Raw genomic sequence first — 25,438 nt, forward strand, 5'->3', positions numbered from 1 at the left:
GCTATTTGCCCAGTGCTCGCAACGCGCGCGCGAACACTTCGTCGAGGGATCCGACCGCGTCGACGGTCTTCAGCTCATCGCTGTAGTAGTCCAGCAACGGCGCTGTTTCGGCTTGATAGACCTTCATCCGGTTGAGGATGACCTCTTCGGTGTCGTCCGCGCGGCCCCGGCTCTTGAGCCGCTTCAGCAGCTCCTCGTCGGAAACCCGGAACTCCACCACCGCATCGAGGTCGCAGCCCCGGCGTTCGAGCATGTCGTGCAGCGCCTTGGCCTGTTCCACCGAACGCGGGTAGCCGTCCAGGATGAAGCCGTTGGCGGCGTCGGGATCGTTCAGCCGGTCGTCGACGAGCGCGTTGGTCAGCTCCGAGGGCACCAGGTCCCCGGCATCCAGATAGCGCTTGGCCTCGAGACCCAGCTTGGTGCCCTCTTGGATGTTGTGACGGAAGAGGTCCCCAGTGGAGATATGCGGGATGTCGAGCTTCTCGGCCAGCTTCTGGGCTTGCGTTCCCTTCCCCGCTCCGGGCGGGCCCAGCAAAACGATTCTCACTTAAGGAACCCTTCGTAGTTGCGCTGCATGAGCTGACTCTCGATCTGTTTGACCGTATCCAAACCGACGCCGATCATGATCAGAACCGCGGTACCCCCGAAGGGTAGGTTCTGGATTCCGCCGGTATTGCCAATCTGCAGAAACAGGTTCGGCAATACAGCGATAACGCCCAGGTAGATCGAGCCCGGCAGGGTGATTCGGCTTAGCACGAAACGCAGGTAGTCGGCGGTCGGACGGCCCGGGCGGATGCCGGGGATGAAGCCGCCGAACTTCTTCATTTCGTCAGCGCGTTCGTCGGGATTGAACGTGATCGACACGTAGAAGTAGGTGAAGAAGATGATCAGCCCGAAGTAGATGGCGATGTAACCCGGGTTGCTGGGGTCGGTCAGGTAGGTGTTGACGAACTTGTCCCACCAACTGTGGCCGACACCGCCGCTGCCACTGCGGACCAGCTGCGTGATCAGATGCGGGATGTAGATCAGCGACGAGGCGAAGATCACCGGGATAACGCCCGCCTGGTTGACCTTGAGTGGCAGATACGTCGAGGTTCCGCCGTACATCCGCCGGCCCACCATGCGCTTTGCGTATTGCACCGGGATGCGGCGTTGGCCCTGCTCGACGAACACCACGCCGACGATGATGACCAGCGTGGCCACGCAGACCGCGGCGAAGGTGAACCCGCCGCGGCTTTCCAGGATCTGGTTGCCTTCGGCGGGGATGCGGGCCGCGATGCCGACGAAGATCAGCAGCGACATGCCGTTTCCGATGCCGCGTTCGGTGATCAACTCGCCCATCCACATCACCAGGGCGGCTCCCGCCGTCATCACCAGCACGATGACGACAAGCGTGAAGATGCTTTGGTCGGCGATGATGTCCTGAGTGCAGCCCTGCAGCAGCCCGCCATTGGCGGCCAGGGCCACGATGCTGGTGGCCTGCAGGATGGCCAGGGCGATGGCCAGATACCGCGTGTACTGCGTCATCTTGGCCTGGCCGGCCTGGCCTTCTTTGCGCAGTTCTTCGAAGCGGGGAATGACCACGGTGAGCAGCTGCGTGATGATGCTGGCGGTGATGTAGGGCATGACGCCCACCGCGAAAACCGTCAATTTCAGCAGTGCGCCGCCGGAGAACAGGTTGATCAGCGAGTAGATCTGTCCGGACTCGCCGCCGCTGACCTCGTTGATGCATTGCTGCACATTCTTGAAATTGACGCCGGGCGACGGCAGCGACGCGCCTACGCGATACAGAATGACGATGCTGAGCGTGAAGAGGATCTTCCGTCTGAGGTCGGCTGTTCGCAGCGATGAGATGAAAGCCGAAAGCAAATCTTCCTCCTGCGAAGCGGGGGTATTCCTGCATCACGCGCCCACTCCCGCAGGCCAGGACGTACGGCCCGACCAATTCCAGCGCGTCAAATCGTGTACGAGACTAACAGCTAGTTTGCACAGGTCTTTCCCAGGCCGCCAGGCTGACGACCCCGTGTGCGCTTCATTATATTTGCTAATTAATGGGTTACGACACGTCAGGGGCATAAATGACGCAAGTGGGCAGCGCGCGGTTTGAGGGCGATACCTGGGACCTGGCATCGAGCGTGGGTTTGACGGCCACCATGGTCGCCGCCGCCCGGGCCGCGGCGAATCGAAATCCCGACGCGGTGGCGCACGACCAGTTCGCCGAGCCGCTGGTGCGCGCGGTGGGTGTGGACTTCTTCACCCGGATGGCCGGCGGCGAGCTGGACCCGGCGGAGATGGACGAGGACGAGGCCAGGGGGTTGCGCAGCTTCGCCGACGCGATGGCGCTGCGCACCCGGTTCTTCGACGACTTCTTTTTGGACGCGGTGGCTACGGGCATCCGGCAGGCGGTCATCTTGGCGGCCGGCCTCGATTCGCGCGCCTTCCGGCTGGCCTGGCCGGCCGGCACGACCGTGTTCGAGGTCGATCAGCCCGAAGTGATCGCCTTCAAGACGGCGACGTTGACCGACCTGGGTGTCAGCCCCACGGCGGACCGCCGCACTGTGGCGGTTGACCTGCGTGACGATTGGCCCGCCGCGCTGAAGGCCGCCGGTTTCGACGCCGCCCAGCCCACGGCCTGGATCGCCGAGGGCCTGTTGGGCTATTTGCCGGCCGAGGCCCAGGACCGGCTGCTCGACCAGGTCACCGCCCAGAGCGCGAAGGGCAGCCGGGTCGCCACCGAAGGCCTGCTCGACATCAACGAGCTGAACGAAGAGGAACTCCGGGGCCGCATGAATCGTGTTTCCGACCGGTGGCGACGGCACGGCCTGGAACTCGACATGGCGGCGCTGGTGTATTTCGACCAGCGCAGGGATGCGGCTTCGTATCTTGGCGACCACGGCTGGCGGACCGTCACCGCCGATGACGCCGAGCTGCTGGCCGAACACGGACTGCCTCCGATCGACGGCGATGATGCCCCGTTCGGCCGGGTGGCCTACGTCTGGGCCGAGCTGACCTGAGTCGTTGACGGCTCCCAAAGCAGCCCTAAATACAGAAGGAAGGTCGGGAGACCCCATGACTCGCAGTGACCAAGACACCTGGGATCTGGCTTCCAGCGTGGGCGCGACGGCCACCATGGTCGCGGCCGCCCGCGCCCTGGCTTCCGAAGATGCCGACCCGCTGATCAACGACCCGTTCGCGGCGCCGCTGGTGCGCGCGGTGGGCCTGGACTACTTCACCCGCCTGGTCAACGGCGAGCGGGTCGAGGGCACCGAACGCGACCTGCAGTTGATGAAGGATTCGATGGCCGTGCGCACCCGCTTCTTCGACGAGTTTTTTCTCGCCGCCGCGGGGGACGGCGTCCGCCAGTCGGTGATTTTGGCCGCCGGTCTCGACGCCCGGGCCTACCGGCTGCCGTGGCAGCGCGGCACCGTCGTCTACGAGGTCGACCAGCCCGAGGTGATCGCCTTTAAGAACGAAGCCATGTCACGGCAGGGAGCAGTGCCGTCGGTCCACCGGAAAACGGTCAGCATTGACCTGCGTGACGACTGGCCGGCCGCCTTGCGGCGCCACGGTTTCGACCCCGGAAGACCCTCCGCGTGGAGCGCGGAAGGCTTGCTGATGTATCTGCCACCCGAAGCCCAGGACCGGCTCTTCGACAACATCACCGAGCTGAGCGCACCCGGGAGCCGGGTGGCCACCGAGTTCAATCCCGACACCTCGACGACCATGAGCGAACGCGCCCGGGAGTTCAGCCGGCGCTGGGCGAACTTGGGCTGCGACATCGACATGTCCGGCCTGTTTTACGACGGCGAACGCAGCAATGTCGTCGAGTACCTGACAGATCGGGGTTGGCAAGTGACCACCCGGCAGCGCCGGGACCTGTTCACCGACTACGGGCGCGTCTTTCCGGACGAGGAGGCGGGCCAATTGCGCAACATCGTCGCGGTGACCGCGACCAAGAATTAGAGTCGTCCCCGCCGACGCTCGGGCAGCACGGCTCCGTTCGGAAACTCGACATCGCAGGTTGCCGAAACACATTGGCGGCCAATGCGTCTCCCTTGCGGCTTTTCCGGCGGGACGTTGCGCCCGAAGCCCGAATCCTTCGAACCCATCCACGGAGATGACCTATTCAGTTGCAGTTTCTCCAAGGGGCACAACGACTTCCACGGCTTCCACGGCGGCTAGCAGCTAGCGTCAGGCGAGCCTCAACTGAGGCTCAGGCAAGAACAGACAACCTCCCGCCACAAGGCTGCACGTGGACTGCCGGGGCGCACCAATGATTGACGGGCTTGATCATGAGCCCGTACGGGCGGGCAAATGAGTTTCGCTGCGACGGCGCCGGTCTAGCTGGGCTTGGCCGCCGGTGCGCGCACGACCATCGGGACGGCGGGGAAGGCCCATGCCATCTCCGCGCGCGATGCGCGCAGGGCGGCAGTGCCGTAACCCTTCTTGCGGTGTTCCGGATGAATCCAAATCCGAACATTCACCTCGCCCTGCAGAAGTTCGCCGAACACCAATCCGACCTTTTCGCCGGAATCGACGGCCACGAACCACGCGGCTTCCTCGTCATGCAATCGCTTGATCGCGGCCTTGATTTCGTCGTCGACCGATCCGGCTGCTCGACCCGATCCGTCGCCGGCCGCCTTCATGTCCTCGGTGCGCGCCGCGAAGATGTCGCGGTCCGCGGTGGGCGAAAACGCTTTCAGCTCCAGGGTCTCGCCGGAACTCGCGGGTCGTTCGCCGAGCGCGAAGCTCAGTTGCTTGTTCAAATCCTCTAGTTCGGCAAGGATCTTGGCGCGCGCATCCTGAGTCAGCTGATCGAACGACATACTCATCACCGCCTCGGCGGCGGCGTGCGACGTGCCGAGCAGTTTCACGATCTCTTCCACCGCGGCGGCCTTGTTCTTGGCTTCGACGATGACGTCGGCCACCTCATGCCGGCGCTCCAGCGCGGCGAGCAAAGCATCGGCAATCTCTCGACGAACAGCGGTCTGGTCGTGGTCGGTCATTGCACTAGCGTAGAACGCCACGGCCGCCGCTGTGCAACGATCGTTAAGCCAGCCTCGATCCACTGAGTTCCAGGAACCGGTGATAGCGGTCCTTGGTTGCGCTCACCCAGGCCGGCTGAGGTTCGACCGTGCGCCCGATGCGGGCCCAGCGCGCGGCGTCGGTGATCGACGACTCCAGGCCGACCGCCATCCGAGCCAGAAAGGCCGCCCCCAATGCGGCACCTTCGGCAACAGCAGACACCTCCACCGGCCTGCCGGTCACATCCGCGATGGCCTGTATCCACGGCTGCACGTGGGTGCCTCCACCGGAGGCAACGATGCGCGCCACCGGCGCCCCGCTCAACTCGATGAGCTGTCGCACCACGAAGGCCGATGCCTCGTAGGCGGCCCGGCGCAGCGACGTGCCGTCGTGCGTGAGGTCCAGCCCGTGCAACGCTGCGCGACGATGCGGATCGTGCAGCGGCGTGCGCTCGCCGCGAATATAGGGCAGCCACAACGGCACCCGCCTCGGATCTAGGTCTCGCGAAACCCCCGGCGCCACAACCCGATTGACCCAATCGAGAAACAGCCCCCCGGCGTTGCTGGCGCCGCCGATCTTGCTCAGGCCGGGCAGCGTGTGCGGGATGGTCCACAGGCCGGGTACCTGCCGCACCCCGGTGATGGTCGTCCACACGATCAGAGTGGTGCCGCACAGCACCAGCACATCGCCCTCGTTGTCGGCACCGGCGACCAATTGTTCACACAGCGCGTCGATCGCTCCCACCGCCAGCACCGAACCGCTGGCAGGCACCTCTCCCACGGCCGCGCCAAACTTTTCCACGCGGGGCATTTGGTCAACGGCCACACCGCAATCGGCGCATGCGTCCGTATTCCAGGCGGTTCCGTCGAAGAGGGGAAGGGTGGTGATCGCGGTTGCGAAATCGATCACCGCCTGACCGCCCAGGGCGTGGTTGGCCACCGCAGGTGCCGGCCAGTAGCCGGCCGCGTCCGGTGCCTGGGCGGCCGTCCAGCGGAGAAACTCGGTGGCCTCGCCCACCGCCGGGAGCGGCTGTTCGACCGCGGCGCCCGGCGCCCAGCCCCGGCTGTCGCCGTACAGCAGTCCCGGGGTGAGGGGCCGCCCGTCGTCGTCCACGGCGGTCATCGAGGGCACCATCGCGGACACCGCCACGGCGCTCGGCCGTGTTTCGACCAACCGCTCCACGGCCGCGAGCGGCGCGCGGCGCCAGGCCTCCTCGGCGTCGTGCTCGAGCTGGTCGGGGGCCGGCACGCGCAGCTGGTGGGCGACCCGCGCCCGCGCGGTCACGCGACCGTTTTCGTCGGCGGCTACCGCTTTGACCGCGGTGGTCCCGATATCGATGCCGAGTGTGACATCAGTACGTGACACGCGGGCAACGGTACGCCAGCATTGGCGTACGTGACTCCTCGACCGCGCGCCCTGGTGACGGCCCCGTTGCGAGGGCCGGGATTCGCCAAACTCCGGCAGTTGACCGACGTGGTGTACGACCCGTGGATAAGCGAGCACGATCAAAGGTCGTTGCGAATCTACAGTGCCGAGCAACTGGCCGAGCGGATCGCCGCCGAAGCGGCCGAAATCCTCGTGGTGGAGAGCGATTCGGTCAAGGGCCCGGTGCTGGAACTGGGTCTGCGCGCCATCGCCGCCACTCGCGGGGATCCCAACAACGTCGACATCGCCGCCGCCACCGCCGCCGGAATTCCGGTGCTCAACACTCCGGCCCGAAACGCCGACGCGGTTGCCGAACTGACGGTGGCGCTGTTGCTTTCGGTTACCCGCCACGTCGTGACCGCCGACGCCGACGTGCGGTCCGGCAACATCTTCCGCGACGGCTCCATCCCCTACCAGCGGTTCCGCGGCTGGGAGATCAACGGGCTCACCGCCGGCCTGGTGGGCCTGGGCGCCGTCGGTCGCGCGACGCGGTGGCGGCTGTCCGGATTGGGCATGCGGGTGATCGCGCATGATCCGTATAACGACGAGGCTCAGCACAGCCTGGACGAGTTGCTGGCCAAGTCCGACGTCGTATCGCTGCATGCGCCGGTCACCGACGACACCGTCGGCATGATCGGTGCCGAGCAGTTCGACGCCATGCGTGACGGCGTCGTCTTCCTCAACACCGCGCGCGCTCAGCTGCACGACACCGACGCGCTGGTCGCGGCGCTGCGCTCGGGCAAGGTCTCCGCGGCCGGGCTGGATCATTTCGTCGGTGAATGGCTGCCCACCGACCACCCGCTGGTGGGGATGAGCAACGTCGTACTGACCCCGCACATCGGTGGTGCCACGTGGAACACTGAAGCGCGGCAGGCGCAGCTGGTTGCCGACGATCTAGAGGCGCTGCTGACGGGCAACGCGCCCGTCCATATCCTCAACCCGGAGGTGCTGGGCTGATGAAATTCGTGGAGAACCCGGAGACAGCAGTGCTGGCCGCGGCCAAGGACATGCTGCGCCGCGGTCTCGTCGAGGGCACGGCCGGCAACATCTCGGCCCGGCGCTCCGACGGCAATCTGGTCATCACGCCCTCGTCGGTCGACTACGCCGACATGGCGCTCGACGATCTGGTCCTGGTGGATCCGGACGGCGCCGTGCTGCAAGCCAAAGAGGGTCGCATGCCGTCGACCGAGATGCAGTTGCATCTGGCGTGCTACCGCGCCTTCGACGACATCGGCAGCGTGATCCACAGCCATCCCGTGTGGGCGACCATGTTCGCCATCGCGCACCAGCCGATCCCCGCCTGCGTCGACGAGTTCGCCGTGTTCTGCGGCGGGGACGTGCGCTGCACCGAGTACGCCGCGTCCGGCACACCCGACGTTGGGGTGAACGCGGTCAAGGCGCTGGAGGGCCGGGGCGCCGCGCTGATCGCCAACCATGGTCTGGTGGCGGTAGGCCCCCGGCCGGACAAGGTCATGCACATCACCGCGCTGGTCGAGCGCACCGCCCAAATAGTTTGGGGGGCAAGGACTCTCGGTGGCCCAGTGCCGATTCCGGAGGACGTCAACCGGAACTTCGCCGGCGTCTACAGCTACCTGCGCGCCCACCAGTGACGGGCCGGGTCCAACTTGGTCGCGCCAGCGTGACCCGAGTCCTGGAACTGCGATGGGATCTACCGGTCCGACTGTTCGCGCACACACCCGCGTCGGGCTGGCGCGACCACGCCGACCTGCTGGTTCCGGAGTTCTTCGACCCTGATGCGGACCTGTGGCACATCGCGATCCAAAGCTGGGTCATCGAGGTCGACGGGCTGACCGTTGTCGTGGACACCGGTGTCGGCAATGACCGGTCACGCCCGCACATGCCGCCGTTGGATCACCTGCGGACCGGGTTCTTAGAAGGGTTGCGGTCGGCGGGCGTGGACCGCAACGCCGTCGACGTGGTGATCAATACCCATGTCCACTCCGACCACGTCGGGTGGAACACGATGCTGGAAAACGGCGCCTGGGTGCCGACGTTTCCCAACGCCCGCTACCTGGTGCCCGCGCCCGACTACCGCCATTTTCACCCGGACGGGGCCGGCGCGCGTCAGTCGCCGCGCAACGAACAGGAGGAGCTCGCGCAGCGCGGCGATCGGTTGGTGTTCGAGGACAGCGTCGCACCGGTCGACGAGGCGGGACAGGTCGTGCAATGGTCCGACGACTACCAGATCAGCCCGTCGCTACGACTGCGGCCGGCGCCGGGACACACGCCCGGTTCCTCGGTGCTGTGGCTGGACGCGGGCGAGCCGGCGGTCTTCGTCGGCGACCTCACGCACAGCCCGCTACAGGTGCGTCGACCGACCGACGCGTGCGCATTCGACGTCGACGCGTCCGCGGCGGCGGCCACCCGCCACCGCATCTTCACCGAGGCCGCAAGCACCGGGGCCACCGTCATCCCCGCGCACTATCCCGGTCGTGGCGGCGCAAGGTTGCGCGCCGTCGACGACCACTTCGACGTCGATCAGTGGCTAGACATCGAGCCGCTACAGGCGGATCGGCAGTGAGTCGTAGACGGTCATGTTGTTGGTCAGGCTGGGCAACGTCATGGTCGGCTCACCGATCTCGATGTCGTTGGTGTGCAACAGGATTTCGTCGAGCGCGGCCCTGACCTCGGCACGCGCCAGCATCGCGCCCAGGCAGTGATGGGCACCGCCGCCGCCGAATGACTGGTGCGGGTTGGGATCCCGGCGGATGTCGAAGCGGTAGGGGTCGGCGAACACGTCCTCGTCGCGGTTCGCCGAGCGCAACATCGTCACCACGCGCGCACCCTCGGGGATCATCGTGTCCCCCAACACGACATCTTTGGTCGCGCCCCGCACCCAGAACATGATCGGCGTGGAATACCGGATCACCTCTTCGACCGCCGTGTGCCGCGCCCCAGGGTCGGACCGATAGATCGCGGTCTGATCCGGGTTGGACACAAAGGCCCGGATGCCGTCGCACAACGCATTTCGTGTGGTGTCCGCCCCCGCCAGCCCGAGAACGAAAAAGAAGATCTCGAGTTCGTTGGACGGCAGCAGGAAGCTCTCACCCGATTGGTCGGTGATCTCGGTGGTGCACAACACGCTCCAGATGTCGTCCTCGGGATGCTCACGCTTGCGGGCCGTCAGCGCGCTGGCGTACTGGAACAACTCCAGGAACGGCTGGATGTCGCCACCGTCGGGCACGGATATCTGTCCGCCCGTGGTTTTCACCACCAACTCGATCAGGCCGAACACGTGCGGCCGGTCCGATTCGGGGATGCCCACAATGTCACCGATCACCGAGATAGGCAGTCCGGCAGCCAGATCCACGAAATCTCCCCCGCCGGCGTCCAGCAATGCGCCGGCCAGCGCCTTCGCGCGGTGGCGAATGCCGTTCTCCAATTTGGCCACCGCACGCGGGGTGAACGCGCGCGTGATGACCCTGCGACGCACGGTGTGATCGGGCGGGTCCAGGCTCACGATGGCCGGATAGGCGTCGAACAACGGCACGTCTTGGATCAACGGGCCACGGGTCGCGGTGAACGACTCGTAATCCCGGTGCACCCGGGCGACGTCGGCGTGTTTGGTGCACACCCAGAATTCGCGGCCCACCGCCAATTTCACGTCGTCAGTGAGTCGCTGGTGGAAGACCGGGGTCTGGGCCCGCAGTTCGGCGAACAGATCGTCGGGGAATCGGGACGCCCAGATCGCCGGCTGCGCGAGGTCGACCGCCGTTGTCACGAGTTGGCCCCCATCTCATCGCGCAGCCCCCCGAGGATCAGGCGCAACCCGTATCCGAATGCCCAGTCGCTCTGTGCGAGCTGCACCGAACCCAACAGGTGGATGTACAAGGTTGCGTGTGCCGCTTCGAATTGCCTTTTGCGAAGCCCGCATTCGCGCAGGATGGCGCGCGCGGCCCGGTCCATCTCGGTGGCCGCGGTTGTGTGCGGGTGCTCCTGGAGCAGGCTGGCGATTCCCGGCACGTCGACGAGCACCTTCCTGGCGTTGGTGTACAGCGCGATCAACCGCGATTCCCAGTCCCCCTGTTGCGGCACCTCGATCTGCGCGAGCACCGATTCGATGAGCAGGTCGAGCAATTCACGCTTGTCGCGCACGTGGTAGTACACCGATGACGGGGCCGTGCCGGCCTCCGCGGCCAGCGCGCGCATGGTGACCCGATCGACGCCGACGCGCTTGGCCAGTTGGTAGAGGTGCTTGGTCAGGTGGGCGCGATCCAGTGCGCCGTAGCGCAGCACCGGTGCCCTGGGCGCAGCCTCCATGGTGCGTCATCCCACTTTCGAACAGTGGCTGAATTCGAACGGTGTTCTGATTAGAACAGCGTTCGGAGAACCCTGTCAACAGCGTCAGCCCTGCCTGGCACGCCACTGCCGCGGCGAGACGCCGTGCACCCGGCTGAAGAGTCTGCTGAAATAGCCGGGATCGGCGATCCCGACCCGGCTGGCCACCTCAGCGACCGATAGATCCGTTGTGGCCAGCAAGCCGCGAGCCTCGGCCATCCGCCGTTCGATGATCCAATCGCCGACGGTGCGGCCGGTGCGCCGCCGCACGACGGTGGTCAGGTGTCCGGGCGTCACGCCGAGGTCGCGGGCCACGTCACGCAGCGACAGCCGCTCACCGAGCCGACGATCGATCACAGCGAACACTTCTGCCAGTAGCGGTTCTCCGCTACGCCGAAGATCGTCCACCACGTCGCGGGCCAGGCGAGCGAGCTCGATCAATAGCAGCGTCAGATGCGCCAGCGCGGCCTGTCGGTAGCCTTCCTCTCCCCCGGCCAACTCGGTTTCGATCGATCGGATCGCGTTGTCCCACGCCGCTCGGCGTGCCAGGGGCACGTCCAAGCGCAGCATCCCACCCGAATGTCCGTGCAAGAACGGGAAAAGTAGCGGATGCGCCCGCCACGCCGGCCACGGTGACCGGGCGTCTTCGCCCAGAGCGGCGGGGTCGAAGAACACCGCGACCCCCTCATCCAGCTGGTTCATCCGAGCGGGGTCGAGCACCGCACCAGCGGCCGCGACGTAGACCTGCCCGGCGGCGGGGACGTACCACAGGGCCGGGAAGTGATGGATGTGCCGGCCGCGCTCCGCGAGGTCGTCGGCGTCGCCGCTGCGTCGTCGGTGCACCGAGACCGGGGGTATGTCCGGGTCGGTGCGGTATTGATACACCGGCACGCCACCGCGGTAGCGGATCAACCGAGCGGCGTGCGTCACTTAATCAAAAATAGTCCAAGTATGCGCAATAATCGCCCAATTACTCGACTCAGCTGCGTATAAATATGGATAGCGTGACCAAACATCATCCACATGACTACCTGCCAGCCGCCGGCCACGATGCGTTCTTGCCCGGTTACGACCTGCTCGCGCGCCTCTTGGGCCTCGACGGTGTCTACCGAAAACTCATCGAGCAGGCCGAACTCGCCCCCGGGCAGCACGTTCTGGAAATCGGTTGCGGCACTGGAAATCTCACGATCCGTGCTAAGCGTTCTCAGCCCGCGGCGGAAGTGATCGGCAGCGACCCGGATCCGTTGGCGTTACGCCGGGCACAACGAAAGGTGCGCGGACTCAGCGGGATCCGCCTCGAGCGCGCCTACGCCCAACGCTTGCCGTTTGCCGACGGGGAATTCGACCGGGTGCTGTCGTCGATGATGCTGCACCATCTGGACAGCGATGCGAAGGCCGATGCGGCCGCAGAGGCTTTCCGGGTGCTGCGTCCAGGCGGCCGACTACACCTGGTCGACATCGGCGGCGACCCGGCCGAGCGCGGCGGCCTCGCGTCGCGGTTCATGCGGCACAACCACCTCACCGCCGGGAACCTCGGGGACGCGATCCCCCGGTTGTTTGGTGAGGTGGGATTCGAGTGCACACAGGTCGCCACCCAACGGCACCGCGTATTCGGACAACTCGCCTACTATCGAGCCATCCGTTCCGGCTAGGGTCGGGCACTTCTCGCAATGCGCGTTGGGGTGCGGCGCACATTCTTCGGCCAGCGGGTTGACGTCATCATCGACCTCGAAGGGTTCCGGTGGCACGCCGCATTCATTGAGCCTTCATCGGAACGTCAATGCCTGTCGCTGTTCGGCTCGGCAGCCATGGCGGCCGCGCCCGCGATGAACGCGTCGAGGTCGGCGTTCTTGGCATCGACGACCGCCTTCAGATCGGGCAGATAGTGCTCGAACCGGTCGCTGCCCATCGCGGCGATGACGCCCGCGGCCACCTCCTCGGGTGGCACCTTGGGCCCCTGATAAATCGGCTCGTCGTTGTCCGGCTGATCCCAGATGTCGGTGTCGACCGGGCCCGGCTGGATTAACTTCACCGAGACCCCGGTGCCCTTCAAGTCCGCCGCGATCGCCTCACTCCACCCAGACAACGCGAATTTACTCGCGCAATAGGCCGATTCGTGGAGTATGCCCATCCGGCCGGCCACACTCGACACATTCACGATCAGGCCCGAACGGCGCGCCAGCATCCGCGGCAGCAGCGCCAGGGTCAGCCGCATCGGAGCGATGAAGTTGACCCGCATCACCGTCTCCACCTCGACGACATTGAGCTCTGTCACCGAGCGCCGCTTCGGGATCGCCGCGTTGTTCACCAGCACATCGATACCCCCCATCCCATGCCAGGCACGCAAAGCCAGCGGGCCATCATGCAATGTGTCGGCCAGGTCGGCGACCCACATCTGCGAGTCCGGCGAGCTCCTTTTGCAGTCAGCCAGGACATCGGCCAGCCTGTCCTCGCGACGGGCAATCAGCCCCACCACCGCGCCCTGCGCCGCCAACTGCCTGGCCAGCGCGGCTCCAATTCCCGACGAGGCACCCGTGATGAGCACCCGCTTGCCGGCCACCTCAAAGGACCCTTCGCCCGGAGTGATTTGCGACATGCCCATCAAGGTAGCCACGGTCGACCCGGGTTGGAACTAATTGCGCTCGAATGCTTGTTACGTAAGCTAAGTATCAGCGTCCAGAATTGGGGGAAGTAGATGGCGTCCAGTGGCACCGCGAGATATGAGGGCGACACCTGGGACCTGGCATCCAGCGTCGGAGTCACCGCGACGATGGTCGCAGCGGCCCGCGCGGTCGCTTCCCGGGCCGAAAATGCACTGATCAACGACCCGTTCGCCGAACCGCTGGTCCGGGCGGTGGGTGTCGACATGCTTACCCGGTTGGCGACCGGGGAATTGACGCCCACCGAGATCGACGACGCGGAACAGCCGAATACCTCGATGGCACGCATGGCCGACAACATGGCCATCCGCACCAAGTTCTTCGACGAGTTCTTCCTCGACGCGACCGGCGCCGGTATCAGGCAGGTAGTCATCCTGGCGTCCGGGCTCGATTCGCGGGCCTATCGGTTGGACTGGCCCGCGGGGACTGTCGTCTACGAAATCGACCAGCCGCAGGTGATCGAGTTCAAGTCCCGCACCCTTTCTGAACTCAACGCCTCCCCCACCGCAGACCGTCGCACGGTGGCCGTCGATCTGCGTGAGGACTGGCCCGCCGCGCTCCGGGCGGCCGGGTTCGACCCGGGCCAACCGACCGCGTGGAGCGCCGAGGGCCTGCTGGGTTACCTGCCGCCGGACGCGCAGGACCGGCTATTGGACACGATCACCGAACTCAGTGCACCGGGCAGCCGGATCGCGACCGAAAGCATCCGCAACATCGACCCTGACCACGAGGAGCGGATGAAAGAGCGCATGAAGCACATCTCCGAGCGGTGGCGCTCGCAGGGTTTCGATTTCGACATGACCGGGCTGGTGTACTTCGGCGACCGCAACGTAGCCGCCGCCTACCTGGCCGACCGCGGATGGTCGCTGACCGAGAACAACGCTCGGGACCTGTTGGCCGCGAACGGTCTTCCGCCCATCGAGGAGGAAGACGTGCCGATGCCCGACCTGTTCTACGTGAGCGGCACGCTTACCGAGAAACGGACCGGGTAGCGGGCACGCATAAGGTTACTTTCATGGCACGCACTCACGACGACAACTGGGATCTGGCGTCCAGCGTCGGAGTCACGGCGACGCTGGTCGCGTCCGGTCGCGCAATGGCGACCAAAGATCCTCGCGGCTTGATCAACGACCCCTACGCCGACCCCCTGGTGCGTGCGGTCGGCGTGGATTTCTTCATCAAGATGATGGATGGCGAGCTGGATCTCGCGACGTTCGACAACAGTTCCCCGGCTCGCGCGCAGGCGATGATCGATGGAATGGCCGTGCGCACCAAGTACTTCGACGACTACTTCCTGAACGCCACCAATGGTGGAGTTCGGCAGGCGGTGATATTGGCTTCCGGTTTGGATGCCCGCGCCTACCGACTGCCGTGGCCGGATGGGACCGTCGTCTACGAACTAGACCAGCCGAAGGTGATCGAGTTCAAGACAACGACTTTGGCGGGTATCGGCGCCGAGCCCACCGCGACCAGGCGCGCCATCCCGATTGACTTGCGCGGTGACTGGCCGGCTGCGCTGCAACAGGCCGGCCTGGACTCGACGGCGCCGACGGCCTGGTTGGCCGAAGGGCTGTTGATCTACCTGCCGCCCGAGGCCCAGGACCGATTGTTCGACAACATCGCCGCCCTCAGTGCCCCCGGCAGCACCATAGCGACCGAATTCGTGCCGGGCATAGTCGATTTCGACGTCGACCGGGCACGGGAGATGAGCAGCTCGTTCCGCGACTTCGGCGTGGACATCGACATGGCGTCGTTGGTGTACCCCGGCGAGCGCAACCACGTCGTCGACTATCTGCGCGGCAAGGGTTGGGACGTCGAGGGTGTGACCCGAACTGAGCTGTTCAAGCGCAACGGCATCCCGGTTCCCGCACCGGCAGACGACGACCCACTGGGCGAGATCATCTTCATCAGCGCCGCCCTGTCCAGCTGACCCAAGCCTTAGAAGCGCGACTCCCCCAGCCACAGCACGTTGGCGCCGGTGAGCGTCTCTTCCGCCTGTCCGATCAGCCCGGCGATCGAGCGGGTCACCAAGGCTTCCACCGAGATTCGCGGTCGCACCAGATCGAACAGCGACGGGCCCGGCACACCCACCAGGCGAACCTCGGTGTCCTCGTCCAGCCCGGCCAGCACCTTCGCCCGGCGCAACGCGGTACGAAAGCCACCGAGCTCGTCCACCAAGCCGCGTTCGAGGGCATCGGCTCCGGTCCAAACCCGGCCCCGCGCCACGGCATCTACGGCCTCCACGCTCAAGTTTCGGCCTTCGGCGACACGCTCGACGAAGTCGTTGTAGAACAGGTCCGCCTCGGCCTCCCGGTGCGCCTGTTGCTCCGGCGTGAACGGCGTGTCGATGGACCAGGCGTCGGCATTGGCATTGGTGCGCACCGTATCTGAGGCGACACCCAAGCGGTCCTTGAGGTCGCGCACCACCAGCTTGCCGGTAAGCACCCCGATCGAGCCGGTGATGGTGCCCGGGTTTGCCACGATAGCGTCGGCGGCCACCGAGACGTAGTAGCCACCGGACGCCGCGACCGCGCCCATCGACGCCACCACCGGCTTCCCGCGCTGGCGCGCTCGTTTCACCTCGCGCCAGATGGTTTCCGACGCCGTGACCGAACCGCCGGGACTGTCCACCCGCAGCACGATGGCCGACACCGACTCCTCGGCCGCAACCTCGCGCAGGACAGCGGCAATGGTGTCACCGCCCGCGTTGGAGGGGCCGATCGGTAGGCCCTTCGACCCACCCCGCCCGTTGACGATCGCACCCTCGACGGTCACGACGGCGATCGTCGGCTTGGACTTACGCCCCGGAACGGACGGCACCGGCGGTGCCAGCCTAGGTCGGGCCGAACTGGCGTAGCGCGCCAGAGATATTCGCGGAAACTTGTCGTCAGTGTCGATCGACTCCGGTGAAATGTCTTTGGTGCCGGTCAATTCCGCGATCCGTAGGTAGGCCTCGTCGCGGAAGCCGATGCGGTCCACCAGTTTTGATGCCACCGCATCGTCCCGCAACAGCGGTGCCCGGTCGGCCAGTTCGTCAAGAACGGCGACGTCGAGGTTGCGCGACTTCGCGACGCCCTGCCATACCTGTTCCCGCAGACTCGCCAACATCCGGGTGACGGCTTCACGATGCGCCTCGGTGAAGCCGTCTTCGGTGAAAACATTTGCCGCAGATTTGTATTCGCCTTTGGCGACGAACTGCGCCTCGATGCCCGCCTTGTCCAGCGCGTCGCGCAGGAACATCGCGGTGCCGGCGAAACCGACCAACCCCACCTCACCCGAGGGCTGCACCCAGATCTCGCGGAACGCCGAAGCCAGGTAGTAGGACAAGGTGCCCGGGTAGGTTTCGGCCCAGGCCAGGGACGGCTTAACTTCGCTGAAGGCCGCGATGGCCTCCCGCAACTCCTGAACTGCCGCGGCCGGGGAAGGCGGAAGCTGGACGCGGGCAATCAGTCCGGCGACGCGAGGATCCTCGGCCGCGCGATGAATCGCGGCGACCGCGGCGCGCAGTGATATCTGCCTGTCACCGCCGGAGAACAGGGTGAACGGGTCAAAGCCCGTCGTCTCCGGTGGAATGGACCGCAGGTTGAGCTCGAGCACGCAGCCGTTAGGTACGCCGTGGTGACGCGCCGTGTCGACGCGAGTGGCCAAGGCGCGCATGTCGTCTACACCCGGCAGAAAATCCAGAAAGGCAAGCATAATAAGCCAGCCTACCGACCGGCCGCCGTACCGTGGTCAGGGTGAGGTTTTGCATCTCGATCCCCCAGCTCGATTCCGGAACCCCAAACGGCCCCGCCGGCTTCGACATCGACGGGCTTCGCTCGTATCTGAGCCGCGCCGAGGAACTCGGTTTCGAAGGCGGCTGGACACTCGAGCAGATCATCGGCGACACACCGCTGTTGGCCCCACTGGAGCTGTTGGCGTATGCGGCGGCGTGCACGCAGCGGTTGCGCCTGGGCGTTGCTGTGCTGGTGACGTCGCTGCACGACCCGCTGCAACTGGCCTCGGCTGTGACCGCCATCGACCGGCTCAGCCACGGCCGGCTCGACATCGGCGTCGCACCCGGGGGCGGTCGTCGCAAGTTCGCCGCCTTCGGTGTCGACCAGGACAGCTACGTCAGCTACTTCACCGAGGGGCTGCAGTTGATGAAGGCGGCCTGGTCGGACGAACCGCGGGTGACCTTCCACGGCCGGTTTCGCGATGTCGACGACCTGCCCATCCAGCCCAAACCGGTGCAGCGACCACACCCGCCGATTTGGTTCGGAGCGCACGCGCCCAAGGCCCTGGCCCGGGCGGTGCGCCACGGTGATGCGTTCATGGGCGCGGGATCCTCGACAACCGCTGATTTCGCCGGTGCCGTGCAGACCGTGCGCCGCGAACTCGCCGCCCAGGGCAAAGACCCGACGCAGTTCACCATCGGCAAACGGGTCTATCTGATGATCGACGACGATGCCGACCGGGCCCGCGAACGCGTGATGGCGGGACTGCGTCGCATCTACGGAAAGATGTCGGGTATCGAGTCGGTGTCGGTGTCGGGAACCCCCGACGACGTGGTCCGCGGGCTGCAGGAGGTGGCAGCCGCGGGGGCGCAGCTACTGCTACTCAACCCCGTTGGGGCCACGGTCGCCGAAGACCGCGAGCAAATGGAACGCCTTGCCGCAGAGGTGATCCCGCACCTCACTTAGGACGCCGAACAGACGCGCAAGCCCCAGTTTCGGGCACGAAACCGGGGCCTTTGCGTCTGCTCGGCGGAAAAACTAGAGCTCGGTGGCCGAGCCGCCGGCGGCGGTGATCTTCTCGCGGGCGCTGCCGCTGAACTTGTGCGCGGTCACCGCGACGTTCACCGTCAGCTTGCCGTCGCCCAGGACCTTCACCAGCGAGTTCTTGCGGACGGCGCCCTTGGCCACCAGCTCGTCGACACCGACGGTGCCGCCCTCCGGGAACAGCCGGTTGATGTCACCGACGTTGACGACTTCGTACTCGGTGCGGAAGCGGTTGCGGAAGCCCTTGAGCTTGGGCAGCCGCATGTGGATGGGCATCTGCCCACCCTCGAAGGTGGTCGGCACGTTCTTGCGGGCCCGGGTTCCCTTGGTACCGCGGCCCGCGGTCTTGCCCTTGGACCCCTCACCGCGACCGACGCGGGTGCGCGGGGTTTTCGACCCGCGCGCGGGCTTCAGGTCGTGCAGCTTGATAGTCACTTGGCCTCCTCCACCTCTACGAGGTGGCTCACCACCGCGATGAGCCCGCGGGTCTGGGGGTTGTCCTCGCGGATCACCGAGTGCCGGATCTTTCGTAGACCCAGTGTGCGCAGGGTCTCGCGCTGCTTCCAGCGCGCACCAATGGTGCTGCGCACCTGGGTGATCTTCAGGTCTGCCATGGTTATGCCGTTCCCTCGCGCGCAGCGGCCGCGGCCAGCGCGTCACTTTCCCGTCGCGCCTTCAACATGCCGGCGGGAGCAACGTCCTCGATCGGCAGACCGCGGCGAGCGGCCACCTCCTCCGGGCGCTGCAGCATCTTGAGGGCGGCGACGGTGGCGTGCACCACGTTGATCGCGTTGTCGCTGCCCAGTGACTTCGCCAGGATGTCGTGCACCCCAGCGCATTCCAGCACCGCACGCGCCGCGCCGCCGGCGATCACACCGGTACCCGGGCTGGCCGGACGCAGCAGCACCACACCGGCGGCCGCCTCGCCCTGCACCGGGTGAGTGATGGTGCCGCCGATCAGGGGCACCCGGAAGAAGCCCTTGCGAGCCTCCTCGACGCCCTTGGCGATCGCCGCCGGAACTTCCTTGGCCTTGCCGTAGCCGACACCGACCATCCCTGCGCCGTCACCAACGATGACCAAAGCGGTGAAGCTGAACCGCCGACCACCCTTGACCACCTTGGAGACGCGATTGATGGCGACGACCCGCTCGAGGTAGTTGCTCTTGTCCCCGTCCCGATCACGGCCACCGCGCCCGCCACCGTCGCGGCGGCCACGCCCGTCCCGCGAGTCGCGGCTGTCACGGCTGTCTTGGCCACGGCTGTCTGTCGGGCCGCCAGCCGATTGCTCCGCCATTATGCGGTCCTTCCGTTCATCAGAAACTCAATCCGTTCTCGCGGGCGGCGTCGGCCAAAGCCGCGATCCGTCCGCCGTAGGTGTAACCGCCGCGGTCGAAGACCACGGTGTCGATGCCGGCGGCCTTGGCGCGCTCGGCGATCAGTTGCCCGACCCGCACGCTGCGGGCTTTCTTGTCTCCGTCCAGGCCACGCACATCGGCCTCGATCGAGGAGGCGGCGGCCAGGGTGGTGCCGTTCTGGTCGTTGACCAGCTGCACGTGGATGTGCCGCGACGAGCGGTGCACCACCAACCGGGGGCGTTGCCCGGTGCCTGCGACCTTCTTGCGCAGCCTCGCGTGCCGACGCAGCCGGGAAACCCGTCGTGTTGCCGAAACAGATTGCGCCATAACTACTTACCTGTCTTTCCGACCTTGCGGCGGATCTGTTCACCTTCGTAGCGCACGCCCTTGCCCTTGTAGGGGTCGGGACGGCGCAGGCGACGGATATTCGCCGAGATCTGACCGACCTTCTGCTTGTCGATCCCTGAGACCGTGAACTTCGTCGGTGCCTGCACCGCGAACGTGATGCCTTCGGGGGCCTCGATCACCACCGGGTGGCTGTATCCGAGCGCGAACTCCAGATTGCTGCCCTTTTGCTGGACGCGGTAGCCGACGCCGTGGATCTCCATCTTGGTGGTGTAACCCTCCGTCACACCGGTGACCAGGTTGGCCAGCAGGGTGCGGGACAGCCCGTGCAGCGAGCGGTTGCGCCGGTCGTCGTCGGGACGGGTGACCACGATCGCACCATCGTCGTTGCGCGCGACCTTGATCGGCTCGGCCACGGTCAGCTCCAAGGTGCCCTTGGGCCCCTTCACCGAGACGTTCTGACCGTCGATCGTTACGTCGACCCCGGCGGGAACCGGGACCGGTTGCTTACCAATGCGAGACATGGTTCTTCCCTCTCACCAAACGTATGCGAGGACTTCGCCGCCCACGCCCTGTCTGGCTGCCTGACGGTCAGTGAGGAGACCCGAGGACGTCGAAATGATTGCGACGCCAAGGCCGCCGAGCACTCGCGGCAGGTTGGTCGATTTCGCGTACACCCGCAGGCCGGGCTTGGACACCCGCTTCAAGCCGGCGATGCTGCGCTCGCGGCTGGGCCCGTACTTGAGCTGCACCACCAGCGACTTGCCCACCCGAGCATCCTCGGTGCGGAAGTCGCTGATGTACCCCTCGTTCTTCAGGATCTGGGCGATGTTCGCCTTGATCTTGGAGTGCGGCAGGGTCACCTCGTCGTGGTACGCCGAGTTGGCGTTGCGCAGACGGGTCAAGAAGTCTGCGATTGGATCCGTCATCGTCATGGTTTTAGTCCCCGCGTCCTGTCACCAGCTGCTCTTCTGCACGCCGGGCAACTCGCCCGCATGCGCCATCTCGCGCAGGCAGATCCGGCACAGCCCGAACTTGCGGAACACCGCGCGCGGGCGACCACACTTGCTGCAGCGGGTGTAGCCGCGCACCGCAAACTTCGGCTTACGCTGCGCCTTGTTGACCAGTGCTTTCTTTGCCATCTGCTCAGTTCTCCTTGAAGGGAAAGCCGAGGGCCCGCAACAGCGCTCGTCCTTCGTCGTCGGTCGTCGCCGAGGTGACAACGTTGATGTCCATGCCGCGGACCCGGTCGATCTTGTCCACATCGATCTCGTGGAACACCGATTGCTCGGCCAGCCCGAAGGTGTAGTTGCCCACCCCGTCGAACTGCTTGGGCGACAAGCCGCGGAAGTCGCGGATACGCGGCAGCGCGATCGAGGTCAGCCGGTCGAGGAACTCCCACATCCGGTCGCCGCGCAGCGTCACGCGCACACCCACCGGCATGCCTTCGCGCAACTTGAACTGTGCGATCGACTTGCGCGCGCGGCGAATCTCCGGCCGCTGACCGGTGATCAGCGCCAGGTCGTTGACGGCGCCGTTGATCAGCTTGGCGTCGCGGGCGGCCTCGCCGACCCCCATGTTGACCACGACCTTCGTCACCGTCGGGACCTGCATGACATTGGCGTAGTTGAACTGCTGCTGCAGCGCGTCCCGGATCTCGTTGCGGTAGCGCAGCTTGAGGCGCGGCTGAACTTTCTCTGCAGTAGTCATCAGATGTCCTTGCCGTTGCGCTTCGAGATGCGAACCCGCTTGCCGGTTTCCTCGTCGACGCGGTAACCGATCCGGGTGGGCTTGCCGTCGGAGTCGACGACCATCACGTTCGACACGTGAATCGGCGCCTCCTGGGTGACGATGCCGCCGGACTGCGCGCCGCGCTGGTTGGCCGAGACCGCGGTGTGCTTCTTGATCCGGTTGACACCTTCGACGAGCACCCGGTTGCGGCTCGGGTAAGCCTGCAGCACTTTGCCTTTGGCGCCCTTGTCCTTACCCGCGATGACCAGCACGGTGTCGCCTTTGTGGACCTTCATCTACAACACCTCCGGGGCGAGCGAGATGATCTTCATGAACCGCTTCTCGCGCAGTTCCCGCCCGACCGGCCCGAAGATGCGCGTCCCGCGCGGGTCGTTGTCGGGCTTGATGATCACTGCCGCGTTCTCATCGAACTTGATGTAACTGCCATCGGGACGGCGGCGCTCCTTGACCGTGCGCACCACGACCGCCTTGACGACGTCCCCACGCTTGACGTTGCCGCCGGGGATGGCGTCTTTGACGGTGGCGACGATGACGTCACCAATGCCGGCGTAGCGTCGCGACGAGCCGCCGAGCACACGGATGCACAAGATCTCCTTGGCGCCGGTGTTATCGGCGACCTTCAGCCGCGATTCCTGCTGAATCACTAGATCTCCTGACCTGTTTCTGACGTGTGCACGGCAGGAGAAACTCACCTGACGTGCGCGGTCTGTTTGTCGTCGTAGGGCACGCGGGGCCGGTGAACCGGCCGAGGTCTGCCCAAGGCAACCCCTAGAGTCTAGGGGACGGCCAGCCCAGCGCCAAATTCGCCCACCCTGCAAGACTCCCTGCAGTGACATTGCCCATCCCCGGGCGAGGCACTGCCATCGCGGCCGCCACCCGAGCCGCCGTTTTCCGTCAGTTCGTTGATGTTTCGCGTCACCGTGTTTCTATGGAAAAGCCCGGTACGCATTCCCGGTCGCACTGCTCGCCGAAAGTGCGCTGCGCGAACTCTCTGCGGGCGCGGCACCCCTCGAGTCCAGCATTGCTGTCCGTGCTCAACAGCAGCTAGAGCGCATAACCAAGCGTTGCCGGGATCGTCGCGGAGTGAGTGTGGCCGGTGCGGCGGCCCGCCCGGTGCGGGGCATCGCAGGACGTCCACCGCGTTGGCGGTCAACCGAATTCGGTGACGAAGTGCACCGGTCCAACCGTGACACTGTGACCGCAGCTACTTAGCCAGAGCTACTGAGCCAGCCTTTCGGCGTCGAGCCCATGCCGGTGAGCGGAGTCCCATGTCGACTTTTGTGACTGCAGTACCCGAGACGTTGGCGACGGCGTCCGGGGAGTTGAGCCGAATCGGAGCTGCGATCGCCGCGGCCAACGCGTCCGCGGCCGGTTCCACCACCCAAGTCCTGGCCGCCGGGGCCGACGAGGTGTCAGTGGCGATCTCGGCGCTGTTCGACGGTTTCGGGCGCGATTACCAGGCCCTTACCAGGGATGTTGCGCTGTTCCACGATCAGTTTGTGCGGGCATTGGCCTCCGGCGGGTCGGCGTACGGCCTCGCCGAAGCCGCCAACGTCGCGCCCCTACAGGAACTCGAACGGTCGGTCCTCGGCGCGATCAACGCGCCGACCGAGTTCTTGCTCGGGCGTCCACTCATCGGCGACGGCGCCGCCGGCACCGCGGCCAGCCCCAACGGGCAACCCGGCGGCCTGTTGTGGGGCAACGGCGGCAACGGCTACGACGGTCGCGGCGGCAACGGCGGGGCCGCCGGGCTGATCGGCAACGGCGGGGCCGGAGGTGCCGGTGCGGGCGGCGCCGTCGGCGGATCGGGCGGCACCGGCGGGTTGCTGTTCGGCAACGGCGGCGCCGGTGGCGTCGGCGGGGCCGGCGCCGCAGGGGGCACCGGGGGCTCCGCGGTCCTGTTCGGGACCGGCGGTGTCGGCGGCGTCGGAGCGCCCGGGTTCGCCGGCGGCGCCGGCGGCGCGGGCGGATTGCTGTTCGGCAACGGCGGTGCCGGCGGCGCCGGGGGCGTCGGTCTCGGAACCGGCGGGTCCGGCGGGACCGGCGGCACCGGAGGTGCCGGCGGCTACCTGGCCGGCAACGGTGGCGCGGGCGGTGCCGGCGGTGACGGTGCCGCCGGGGCGCCAGGCCAGGTCGGCGGGACCGGCGGGACAGGTGGCGCCGGGGGCGCCGGCAGGGCCTTCGCCTTCTCTTCCGGTGGCGTCGGCGGGGCCGGCGGTAACGGTGGTGTCGGCGGGTTTGGCGCTGCGGGGGCAGCTGGTGGTTGGGCCGGTGGCGACGGCTTCGCCGGCGGCACCGGCGGCGCGGGCGGCGTCGGCGGTGCCGCTCACGGCCTGTTCAGCCGCGGCGGGGTCGGCGGCCTGGGTGGTAACGGCGGCGCCGGAGGTGATGGCGGGACGGGAGGCGTCGGCCTGGGCTATGGCACGGTTGGCGGGAACGGCGGCCATGGCGCAACCGGCGGTGACGCCGGAGTCGGCGGTGCGGGCGGCGCCAGCGGACTGCTGGGATTTGGCGGCAGCGCCGGCAACGCCGGCGTGGGCGGAAACGGTGGCAACGGCGGATCGGGCGGCGCAGGCGACGTCGGCGCTTCGCGCGGGCCGGGCGGCGGCCTTGCGGCCGATGGCTATCGCGGCGGCAACGGCGGTAACGGCGGCACCGGAGGCAACTCAACCGCCAGCGGTTTCAACGGCTCCGGCGGTGCCGGTGGAGCCGGCGGTACCGGCGGTACCGGCGGCACCGGTGGCGCGGATATCGGGACCGGCGCCGGCGGCGGTGGCCAGGGAGGGGCCGGCGGTGACGGCGGAACCGGCGGCGTGGCGGGCACCGGCGGTGTCGGGGGCACGGTCGGCGACGGTGGCAAGGCGGGTAACGGTGGCGACGGCGGGGCCGGGGGCAGCGGATCCGCCGCTACCTCGGCGGGCGCACTCGGTGGCGACGGCGGCTTCGGCGGTAAGGGCGGTCAGGGCGGCCGCGGCGGCAGCGCTGGGGGCGCGAACGGAATCAACGGATCTGGTGGCGCGGGCGGTTTCGGCGGCAACGGCGGGGTCGGTGGCGCGGGCTACAACGGCGACGGCGGCAAGGGCGGGACCGGCGGCGCCGCCAAGCCCAACTACATCGACAGCGGGACATACACGGGCGTGCAGGGCGGCGCCGGCGGTAAGGGCGGGACCGGCGGCGCCGCCGGAACCGGCGACCTGTACGCGACCGGCGGCAACGGCGGGCAAGGCGGCGACGGCGGCCGCGGCAGCGACATCACCCAGTCGAGTACCCAGGGCAGCCTGACCGGAGGCTACGGCGGGGTCGGCGGCGCCGGGGGAACCGGTGGTGCCAGCTCTGGCGGAATCCTGCAAAACATCGCCGGTTCCGGCGGCACGGGCGGCACGGGCGGGGCCGGTGGGTCCGGCTCGCCTGGAAACGGAATCTTCAGCGGCGGGGGCGGTGGCAAGGGCGGCGTCGCCGGAACGGGTGGTGTGGGCGGCAACGCGACCGGCCCGGGCGCGGTCGGCGGCGCGGGCGGGCAGGGCGGTGTCGGTGGCGTCGGTGGCACGGGCGGCAACGCAATGCCGAGCACCGGCCTGCGTGGCGGCAACGGTGGTGCCGGTGGTGCCGGCGGCGTCGGCGGGGTGGGCGGCACCGGCACGACAAAGGGCCCGGCCGGCGACGGCGGATTCGGCGGCTCCGGCGGACACGGCGGAACCGGGGACGGAACCGTCGGCGCCGTGGGCAATGTCGGCACGTCCGGCAACCCGGCTACGGGTGCTGCCGGTGGCACCGGCGGCACGGGCGGCACGGGCGGCCTCGGCGGCGGCAGGTAGGC

Annotated in this window: 30 protein-coding genes; 11 read left to right on the forward strand and 19 right to left on the reverse strand. The window is 67.1% G+C overall.

Going from position 1 to position 25,438, the window contains the following annotated elements:
* Position 1 precedes the first annotated feature (1 nt).
* Together BST27_RS05355 and secY are read right to left on the reverse strand one after the other, a co-directional pair.
* Entirely contained in the window at positions 2-547 is a 546-nt protein-coding gene (locus tag BST27_RS05355; protein WP_069417579.1) for an adenylate kinase, read from the reverse strand.
* Positions 544-1,869, reverse strand: a complete 1,326-nt coding sequence (gene secY / locus BST27_RS05360) for a preprotein translocase subunit SecY (protein ID WP_069417580.1) — start codon at positions 1,867-1,869, stop codon at positions 544-546. Before secY ends, BST27_RS05355 begins: the two co-directional genes overlap by 4 nt.
* Before the next feature lie 209 nt (positions 1,870-2,078).
* Here secY and BST27_RS05365 point away from each other — a divergent pair, with 209 nt between their 5' ends.
* The 3 genes from BST27_RS05365 to BST27_RS32305 all read left to right on the forward strand — a co-directional run bounded on the left by BST27_RS05365 (position 2,079) and on the right by BST27_RS32305 (position 4,182).
* Positions 2,079-3,014, forward strand: a complete 936-nt coding sequence (locus tag BST27_RS05365; protein WP_139805025.1) for a class I SAM-dependent methyltransferase — start codon at positions 2,079-2,081, stop codon at positions 3,012-3,014.
* 55 nt (positions 3,015-3,069) lie between these two features.
* Positions 3,070-3,963 carry a class I SAM-dependent methyltransferase gene (locus tag BST27_RS05370; protein ID WP_069417581.1) on the forward strand — a complete coding sequence of 298 codons (894 nt, stop codon included), beginning with the start codon at positions 3,070-3,072 and terminating at the stop codon, positions 3,961-3,963.
* Between the two features lie 81 nt (positions 3,964-4,044).
* Positions 4,045-4,182 (forward strand): hypothetical protein, encoded by a 138-nt coding sequence (locus BST27_RS32305; RefSeq protein WP_156789246.1) that lies wholly within the window; start codon positions 4,045-4,047, stop codon positions 4,180-4,182.
* 158 nt (positions 4,183-4,340) lie between these two features.
* Here the strand turns inward: BST27_RS32305 and BST27_RS05375 are convergent, their stop codons facing one another.
* Positions 4,341-5,006, reverse strand: coding sequence for a GNAT family N-acetyltransferase (locus tag BST27_RS05375; RefSeq protein WP_069417582.1), 666 nt, complete (start codon positions 5,004-5,006; stop codon positions 4,341-4,343).
* A gap of 43 nt (positions 5,007-5,049) precedes the next feature.
* Entirely contained in the window at positions 5,050-6,390 is a 1,341-nt protein-coding gene (locus BST27_RS05380) for a xylulokinase (protein WP_069417583.1), read from the reverse strand.
* Positions 6,391-6,420: 30 nt separating this feature from the next.
* On the opposite strand from BST27_RS05380, the gene BST27_RS05385 reads away from it, so the two are divergent.
* Genes BST27_RS05385 through BST27_RS05395 form a run of 3 tightly spaced genes read left to right on the forward strand, consistent with a single transcriptional unit; the run spans position 6,421 to position 8,992 of the window.
* Complete coding sequence (locus BST27_RS05385; protein WP_069417584.1) at positions 6,421-7,407, forward strand: NAD(P)-dependent oxidoreductase; 987 nt, start codon at positions 6,421-6,423, stop codon at positions 7,405-7,407.
* Positions 7,407-8,060: an L-fuculose-phosphate aldolase gene (locus BST27_RS05390; RefSeq protein WP_069417585.1), complete on the forward strand. Its 654-nt coding sequence runs from the start codon at positions 7,407-7,409 to the stop codon at positions 8,058-8,060. The genes BST27_RS05385 and BST27_RS05390 overlap by 1 nt, the downstream gene beginning before the upstream one ends.
* Entirely contained in the window at positions 8,057-8,992 is a 936-nt protein-coding gene (locus BST27_RS05395; RefSeq protein ID WP_069417586.1) for an MBL fold metallo-hydrolase, read from the forward strand. Before BST27_RS05390 ends, BST27_RS05395 begins: the two co-directional genes overlap by 4 nt.
* On the opposite strand, the gene BST27_RS05400 is transcribed toward BST27_RS05395, so the two are convergent.
* The 3 genes from BST27_RS05400 to BST27_RS05410 form a co-directional block, all read right to left on the reverse strand.
* Complete coding sequence (locus BST27_RS05400; protein WP_069417587.1) at positions 8,972-10,192, reverse strand: cytochrome P450; 1,221 nt, start codon at positions 10,190-10,192, stop codon at positions 8,972-8,974. The two genes, BST27_RS05395 and BST27_RS05400, sit on opposite strands and share 21 nt — an antisense overlap.
* Positions 10,189-10,731, reverse strand: coding sequence for a TetR/AcrR family transcriptional regulator (locus tag BST27_RS05405; protein WP_069417588.1), 543 nt, complete (start codon positions 10,729-10,731; stop codon positions 10,189-10,191). Before BST27_RS05405 ends, BST27_RS05400 begins: the two co-directional genes overlap by 4 nt.
* An 84-nt stretch (positions 10,732-10,815) precedes the next feature.
* On the reverse strand, positions 10,816-11,679 hold the full coding sequence (locus BST27_RS05410; RefSeq protein WP_069417589.1) for a helix-turn-helix transcriptional regulator: 864 nt from the start codon (positions 11,677-11,679) through the stop codon (positions 10,816-10,818).
* A 74-nt stretch (positions 11,680-11,753) separates the two neighbouring features.
* Here BST27_RS05410 and BST27_RS05415 point away from each other — a divergent pair, with 74 nt between their 5' ends.
* Positions 11,754-12,401 carry a class I SAM-dependent methyltransferase gene (locus BST27_RS05415; protein WP_372515488.1) on the forward strand — a complete coding sequence of 216 codons (648 nt, stop codon included), beginning with the start codon at positions 11,754-11,756 and terminating at the stop codon, positions 12,399-12,401.
* A 125-nt stretch (positions 12,402-12,526) separates the two neighbouring features.
* On the opposite strand, the gene BST27_RS05420 is transcribed toward BST27_RS05415, so the two are convergent.
* A complete protein-coding gene (locus BST27_RS05420) occupies positions 12,527-13,309 on the reverse strand; it encodes an SDR family NAD(P)-dependent oxidoreductase (RefSeq protein ID WP_069417656.1) in 783 nt (260 codons plus the stop codon).
* 135 nt (positions 13,310-13,444) lie between these two features.
* On the opposite strand from BST27_RS05420, the gene BST27_RS05425 reads away from it, so the two are divergent.
* Both BST27_RS05425 and BST27_RS05430 read left to right on the forward strand, forming a co-directional pair.
* Entirely contained in the window at positions 13,445-14,401 is a 957-nt protein-coding gene (locus tag BST27_RS05425) for a class I SAM-dependent methyltransferase (protein ID WP_069417591.1), read from the forward strand.
* A gap of 23 nt (positions 14,402-14,424) precedes the next feature.
* Positions 14,425-15,339, forward strand: coding sequence for a class I SAM-dependent methyltransferase (locus BST27_RS05430; RefSeq protein ID WP_069417592.1), 915 nt, complete (start codon positions 14,425-14,427; stop codon positions 15,337-15,339).
* Positions 15,340-15,347: 8 nt separating this feature from the next.
* Here the strand turns inward: BST27_RS05430 and sppA are convergent, their stop codons facing one another.
* Positions 15,348-17,105 (reverse strand): signal peptide peptidase SppA, encoded by a 1,758-nt coding sequence (gene sppA / locus BST27_RS05435; protein ID WP_069417593.1) that lies wholly within the window; start codon positions 17,103-17,105, stop codon positions 15,348-15,350.
* 41 nt (positions 17,106-17,146) lie between these two features.
* Here sppA and BST27_RS05440 point away from each other — a divergent pair, with 41 nt between their 5' ends.
* Positions 17,147-18,091, forward strand: a complete 945-nt coding sequence (locus BST27_RS05440; RefSeq protein ID WP_069417594.1) for an LLM class flavin-dependent oxidoreductase — start codon at positions 17,147-17,149, stop codon at positions 18,089-18,091.
* A 72-nt stretch (positions 18,092-18,163) separates the two neighbouring features.
* Here the strand turns inward: BST27_RS05440 and rplO are convergent, their stop codons facing one another.
* The 10 genes from rplO to rplN are packed head-to-tail and all read right to left on the reverse strand — an operon-like array spanning position 18,164 to position 22,265.
* Positions 18,164-18,604, reverse strand: a complete 441-nt coding sequence (rplO, locus tag BST27_RS05445) for a 50S ribosomal protein L15 (protein WP_069417595.1) — start codon at positions 18,602-18,604, stop codon at positions 18,164-18,166.
* Positions 18,601-18,783 carry a 50S ribosomal protein L30 gene (gene rpmD, locus BST27_RS05450; protein WP_069417596.1) on the reverse strand — a complete coding sequence of 61 codons (183 nt, stop codon included), beginning with the start codon at positions 18,781-18,783 and terminating at the stop codon, positions 18,601-18,603. The genes rplO and rpmD overlap by 4 nt, the downstream gene beginning before the upstream one ends.
* Positions 18,784-18,785: 2 nt before the next feature.
* Positions 18,786-19,463, reverse strand: a complete 678-nt coding sequence (gene rpsE, locus BST27_RS05455; RefSeq protein WP_069417597.1) for a 30S ribosomal protein S5 — start codon at positions 19,461-19,463, stop codon at positions 18,786-18,788.
* 19 nt (positions 19,464-19,482) lie between these two features.
* Entirely contained in the window at positions 19,483-19,851 is a 369-nt protein-coding gene (gene rplR / locus BST27_RS05460; RefSeq protein ID WP_069417598.1) for a 50S ribosomal protein L18, read from the reverse strand.
* Between the two features lie 2 nt (positions 19,852-19,853).
* Positions 19,854-20,393 (reverse strand): 50S ribosomal protein L6, encoded by a 540-nt coding sequence (gene rplF, locus BST27_RS05465; protein ID WP_069417599.1) that lies wholly within the window; start codon positions 20,391-20,393, stop codon positions 19,854-19,856.
* 12 nt (positions 20,394-20,405) lie between these two features.
* Entirely contained in the window at positions 20,406-20,804 is a 399-nt protein-coding gene (gene rpsH, locus BST27_RS05470; RefSeq protein ID WP_069417600.1) for a 30S ribosomal protein S8, read from the reverse strand.
* Between the two features lie 21 nt (positions 20,805-20,825).
* Complete coding sequence (locus tag BST27_RS05475) at positions 20,826-21,011, reverse strand: type Z 30S ribosomal protein S14 (protein WP_069417601.1); 186 nt, start codon at positions 21,009-21,011, stop codon at positions 20,826-20,828.
* Positions 21,012-21,015: 4 nt separating this feature from the next.
* Positions 21,016-21,579: a 50S ribosomal protein L5 gene (gene rplE, locus BST27_RS05480; RefSeq protein ID WP_069417602.1), complete on the reverse strand. Its 564-nt coding sequence runs from the start codon at positions 21,577-21,579 to the stop codon at positions 21,016-21,018.
* On the reverse strand, positions 21,579-21,896 hold the full coding sequence (gene rplX / locus BST27_RS05485; RefSeq protein ID WP_069417603.1) for a 50S ribosomal protein L24: 318 nt from the start codon (positions 21,894-21,896) through the stop codon (positions 21,579-21,581). Before rplX ends, rplE begins: the two co-directional genes overlap by 1 nt.
* Entirely contained in the window at positions 21,897-22,265 is a 369-nt protein-coding gene (rplN, locus tag BST27_RS05490) for a 50S ribosomal protein L14 (protein ID WP_003403649.1), read from the reverse strand. It lies immediately after the preceding gene.
* Between the two features lie 624 nt (positions 22,266-22,889).
* Here rplN and BST27_RS05495 point away from each other — a divergent pair.
* Entirely contained in the window at positions 22,890-25,436 is a 2,547-nt protein-coding gene (locus BST27_RS05495; protein WP_083148399.1) for a PE family protein, read from the forward strand.
* Positions 25,437-25,438 lie beyond the last annotated feature (2 nt).

Source organism: Mycobacterium intermedium, from assembly GCF_002086275.1.
Taxonomy (GTDB): Bacteria; Actinomycetota; Actinomycetes; order Mycobacteriales; family Mycobacteriaceae; genus Mycobacterium; species Mycobacterium intermedium.

Bases quoted from the DNA above. Each gene is read 5' to 3' on its own strand.
- BST27_RS05425 (WP_069417591.1), top strand. From the start codon at position 13,445: ATGGCGTCCAGTGGCACCGCGAGATATGAGGGCGACACCTGGGACCTG.
- rplF (WP_069417599.1), bottom strand. From the start codon at position 20,393: ATGTCTCGCATTGGTAAGCAACCGGTCCCGGTTCCCGCCGGGGTCGAC.
- BST27_RS05475 (WP_069417601.1), bottom strand. From the start codon at position 21,011: ATGGCAAAGAAAGCACTGGTCAACAAGGCGCAGCGTAAGCCGAAGTTT.
- BST27_RS32305 (WP_156789246.1), top strand. From the start codon at position 4,045: ATGCGTCTCCCTTGCGGCTTTTCCGGCGGGACGTTGCGCCCGAAGCCC.
- rplR (WP_069417598.1), bottom strand. From the start codon at position 19,851: ATGGCGCAATCTGTTTCGGCAACACGACGGGTTTCCCGGCTGCGTCGG.
- sppA (WP_069417593.1), bottom strand. From the start codon at position 17,105: ATGCTTGCCTTTCTGGATTTTCTGCCGGGTGTAGACGACATGCGCGCC.
- BST27_RS05390 (WP_069417585.1), top strand. From the start codon at position 7,407: ATGAAATTCGTGGAGAACCCGGAGACAGCAGTGCTGGCCGCGGCCAAG.
- rplX (WP_069417603.1), bottom strand. From the start codon at position 21,896: ATGAAGGTCCACAAAGGCGACACCGTGCTGGTCATCGCGGGTAAGGAC.
- rpsE (WP_069417597.1), bottom strand. From the start codon at position 19,463: ATGGCGGAGCAATCGGCTGGCGGCCCGACAGACAGCCGTGGCCAAGAC.
- rpsH (WP_069417600.1), bottom strand. From the start codon at position 20,804: ATGACGATGACGGATCCAATCGCAGACTTCTTGACCCGTCTGCGCAAC.
- rpmD (WP_069417596.1), bottom strand. From the start codon at position 18,783: ATGGCAGACCTGAAGATCACCCAGGTGCGCAGCACCATTGGTGCGCGC.
- BST27_RS05405 (WP_069417588.1), bottom strand. From the start codon at position 10,731: ATGGAGGCTGCGCCCAGGGCACCGGTGCTGCGCTACGGCGCACTGGAT.
- BST27_RS05365 (WP_139805025.1), top strand. From the start codon at position 2,079: ATGACGCAAGTGGGCAGCGCGCGGTTTGAGGGCGATACCTGGGACCTG.
- BST27_RS05430 (WP_069417592.1), top strand. From the start codon at position 14,425: ATGGCACGCACTCACGACGACAACTGGGATCTGGCGTCCAGCGTCGGA.
- BST27_RS05375 (WP_069417582.1), bottom strand. From the start codon at position 5,006: ATGACCGACCACGACCAGACCGCTGTTCGTCGAGAGATTGCCGATGCT.
- BST27_RS05495 (WP_083148399.1), top strand. From the start codon at position 22,890: ATGTCGACTTTTGTGACTGCAGTACCCGAGACGTTGGCGACGGCGTCC.
- BST27_RS05370 (WP_069417581.1), top strand. From the start codon at position 3,070: ATGACTCGCAGTGACCAAGACACCTGGGATCTGGCTTCCAGCGTGGGC.
- rplE (WP_069417602.1), bottom strand. From the start codon at position 21,579: ATGACTACTGCAGAGAAAGTTCAGCCGCGCCTCAAGCTGCGCTACCGC.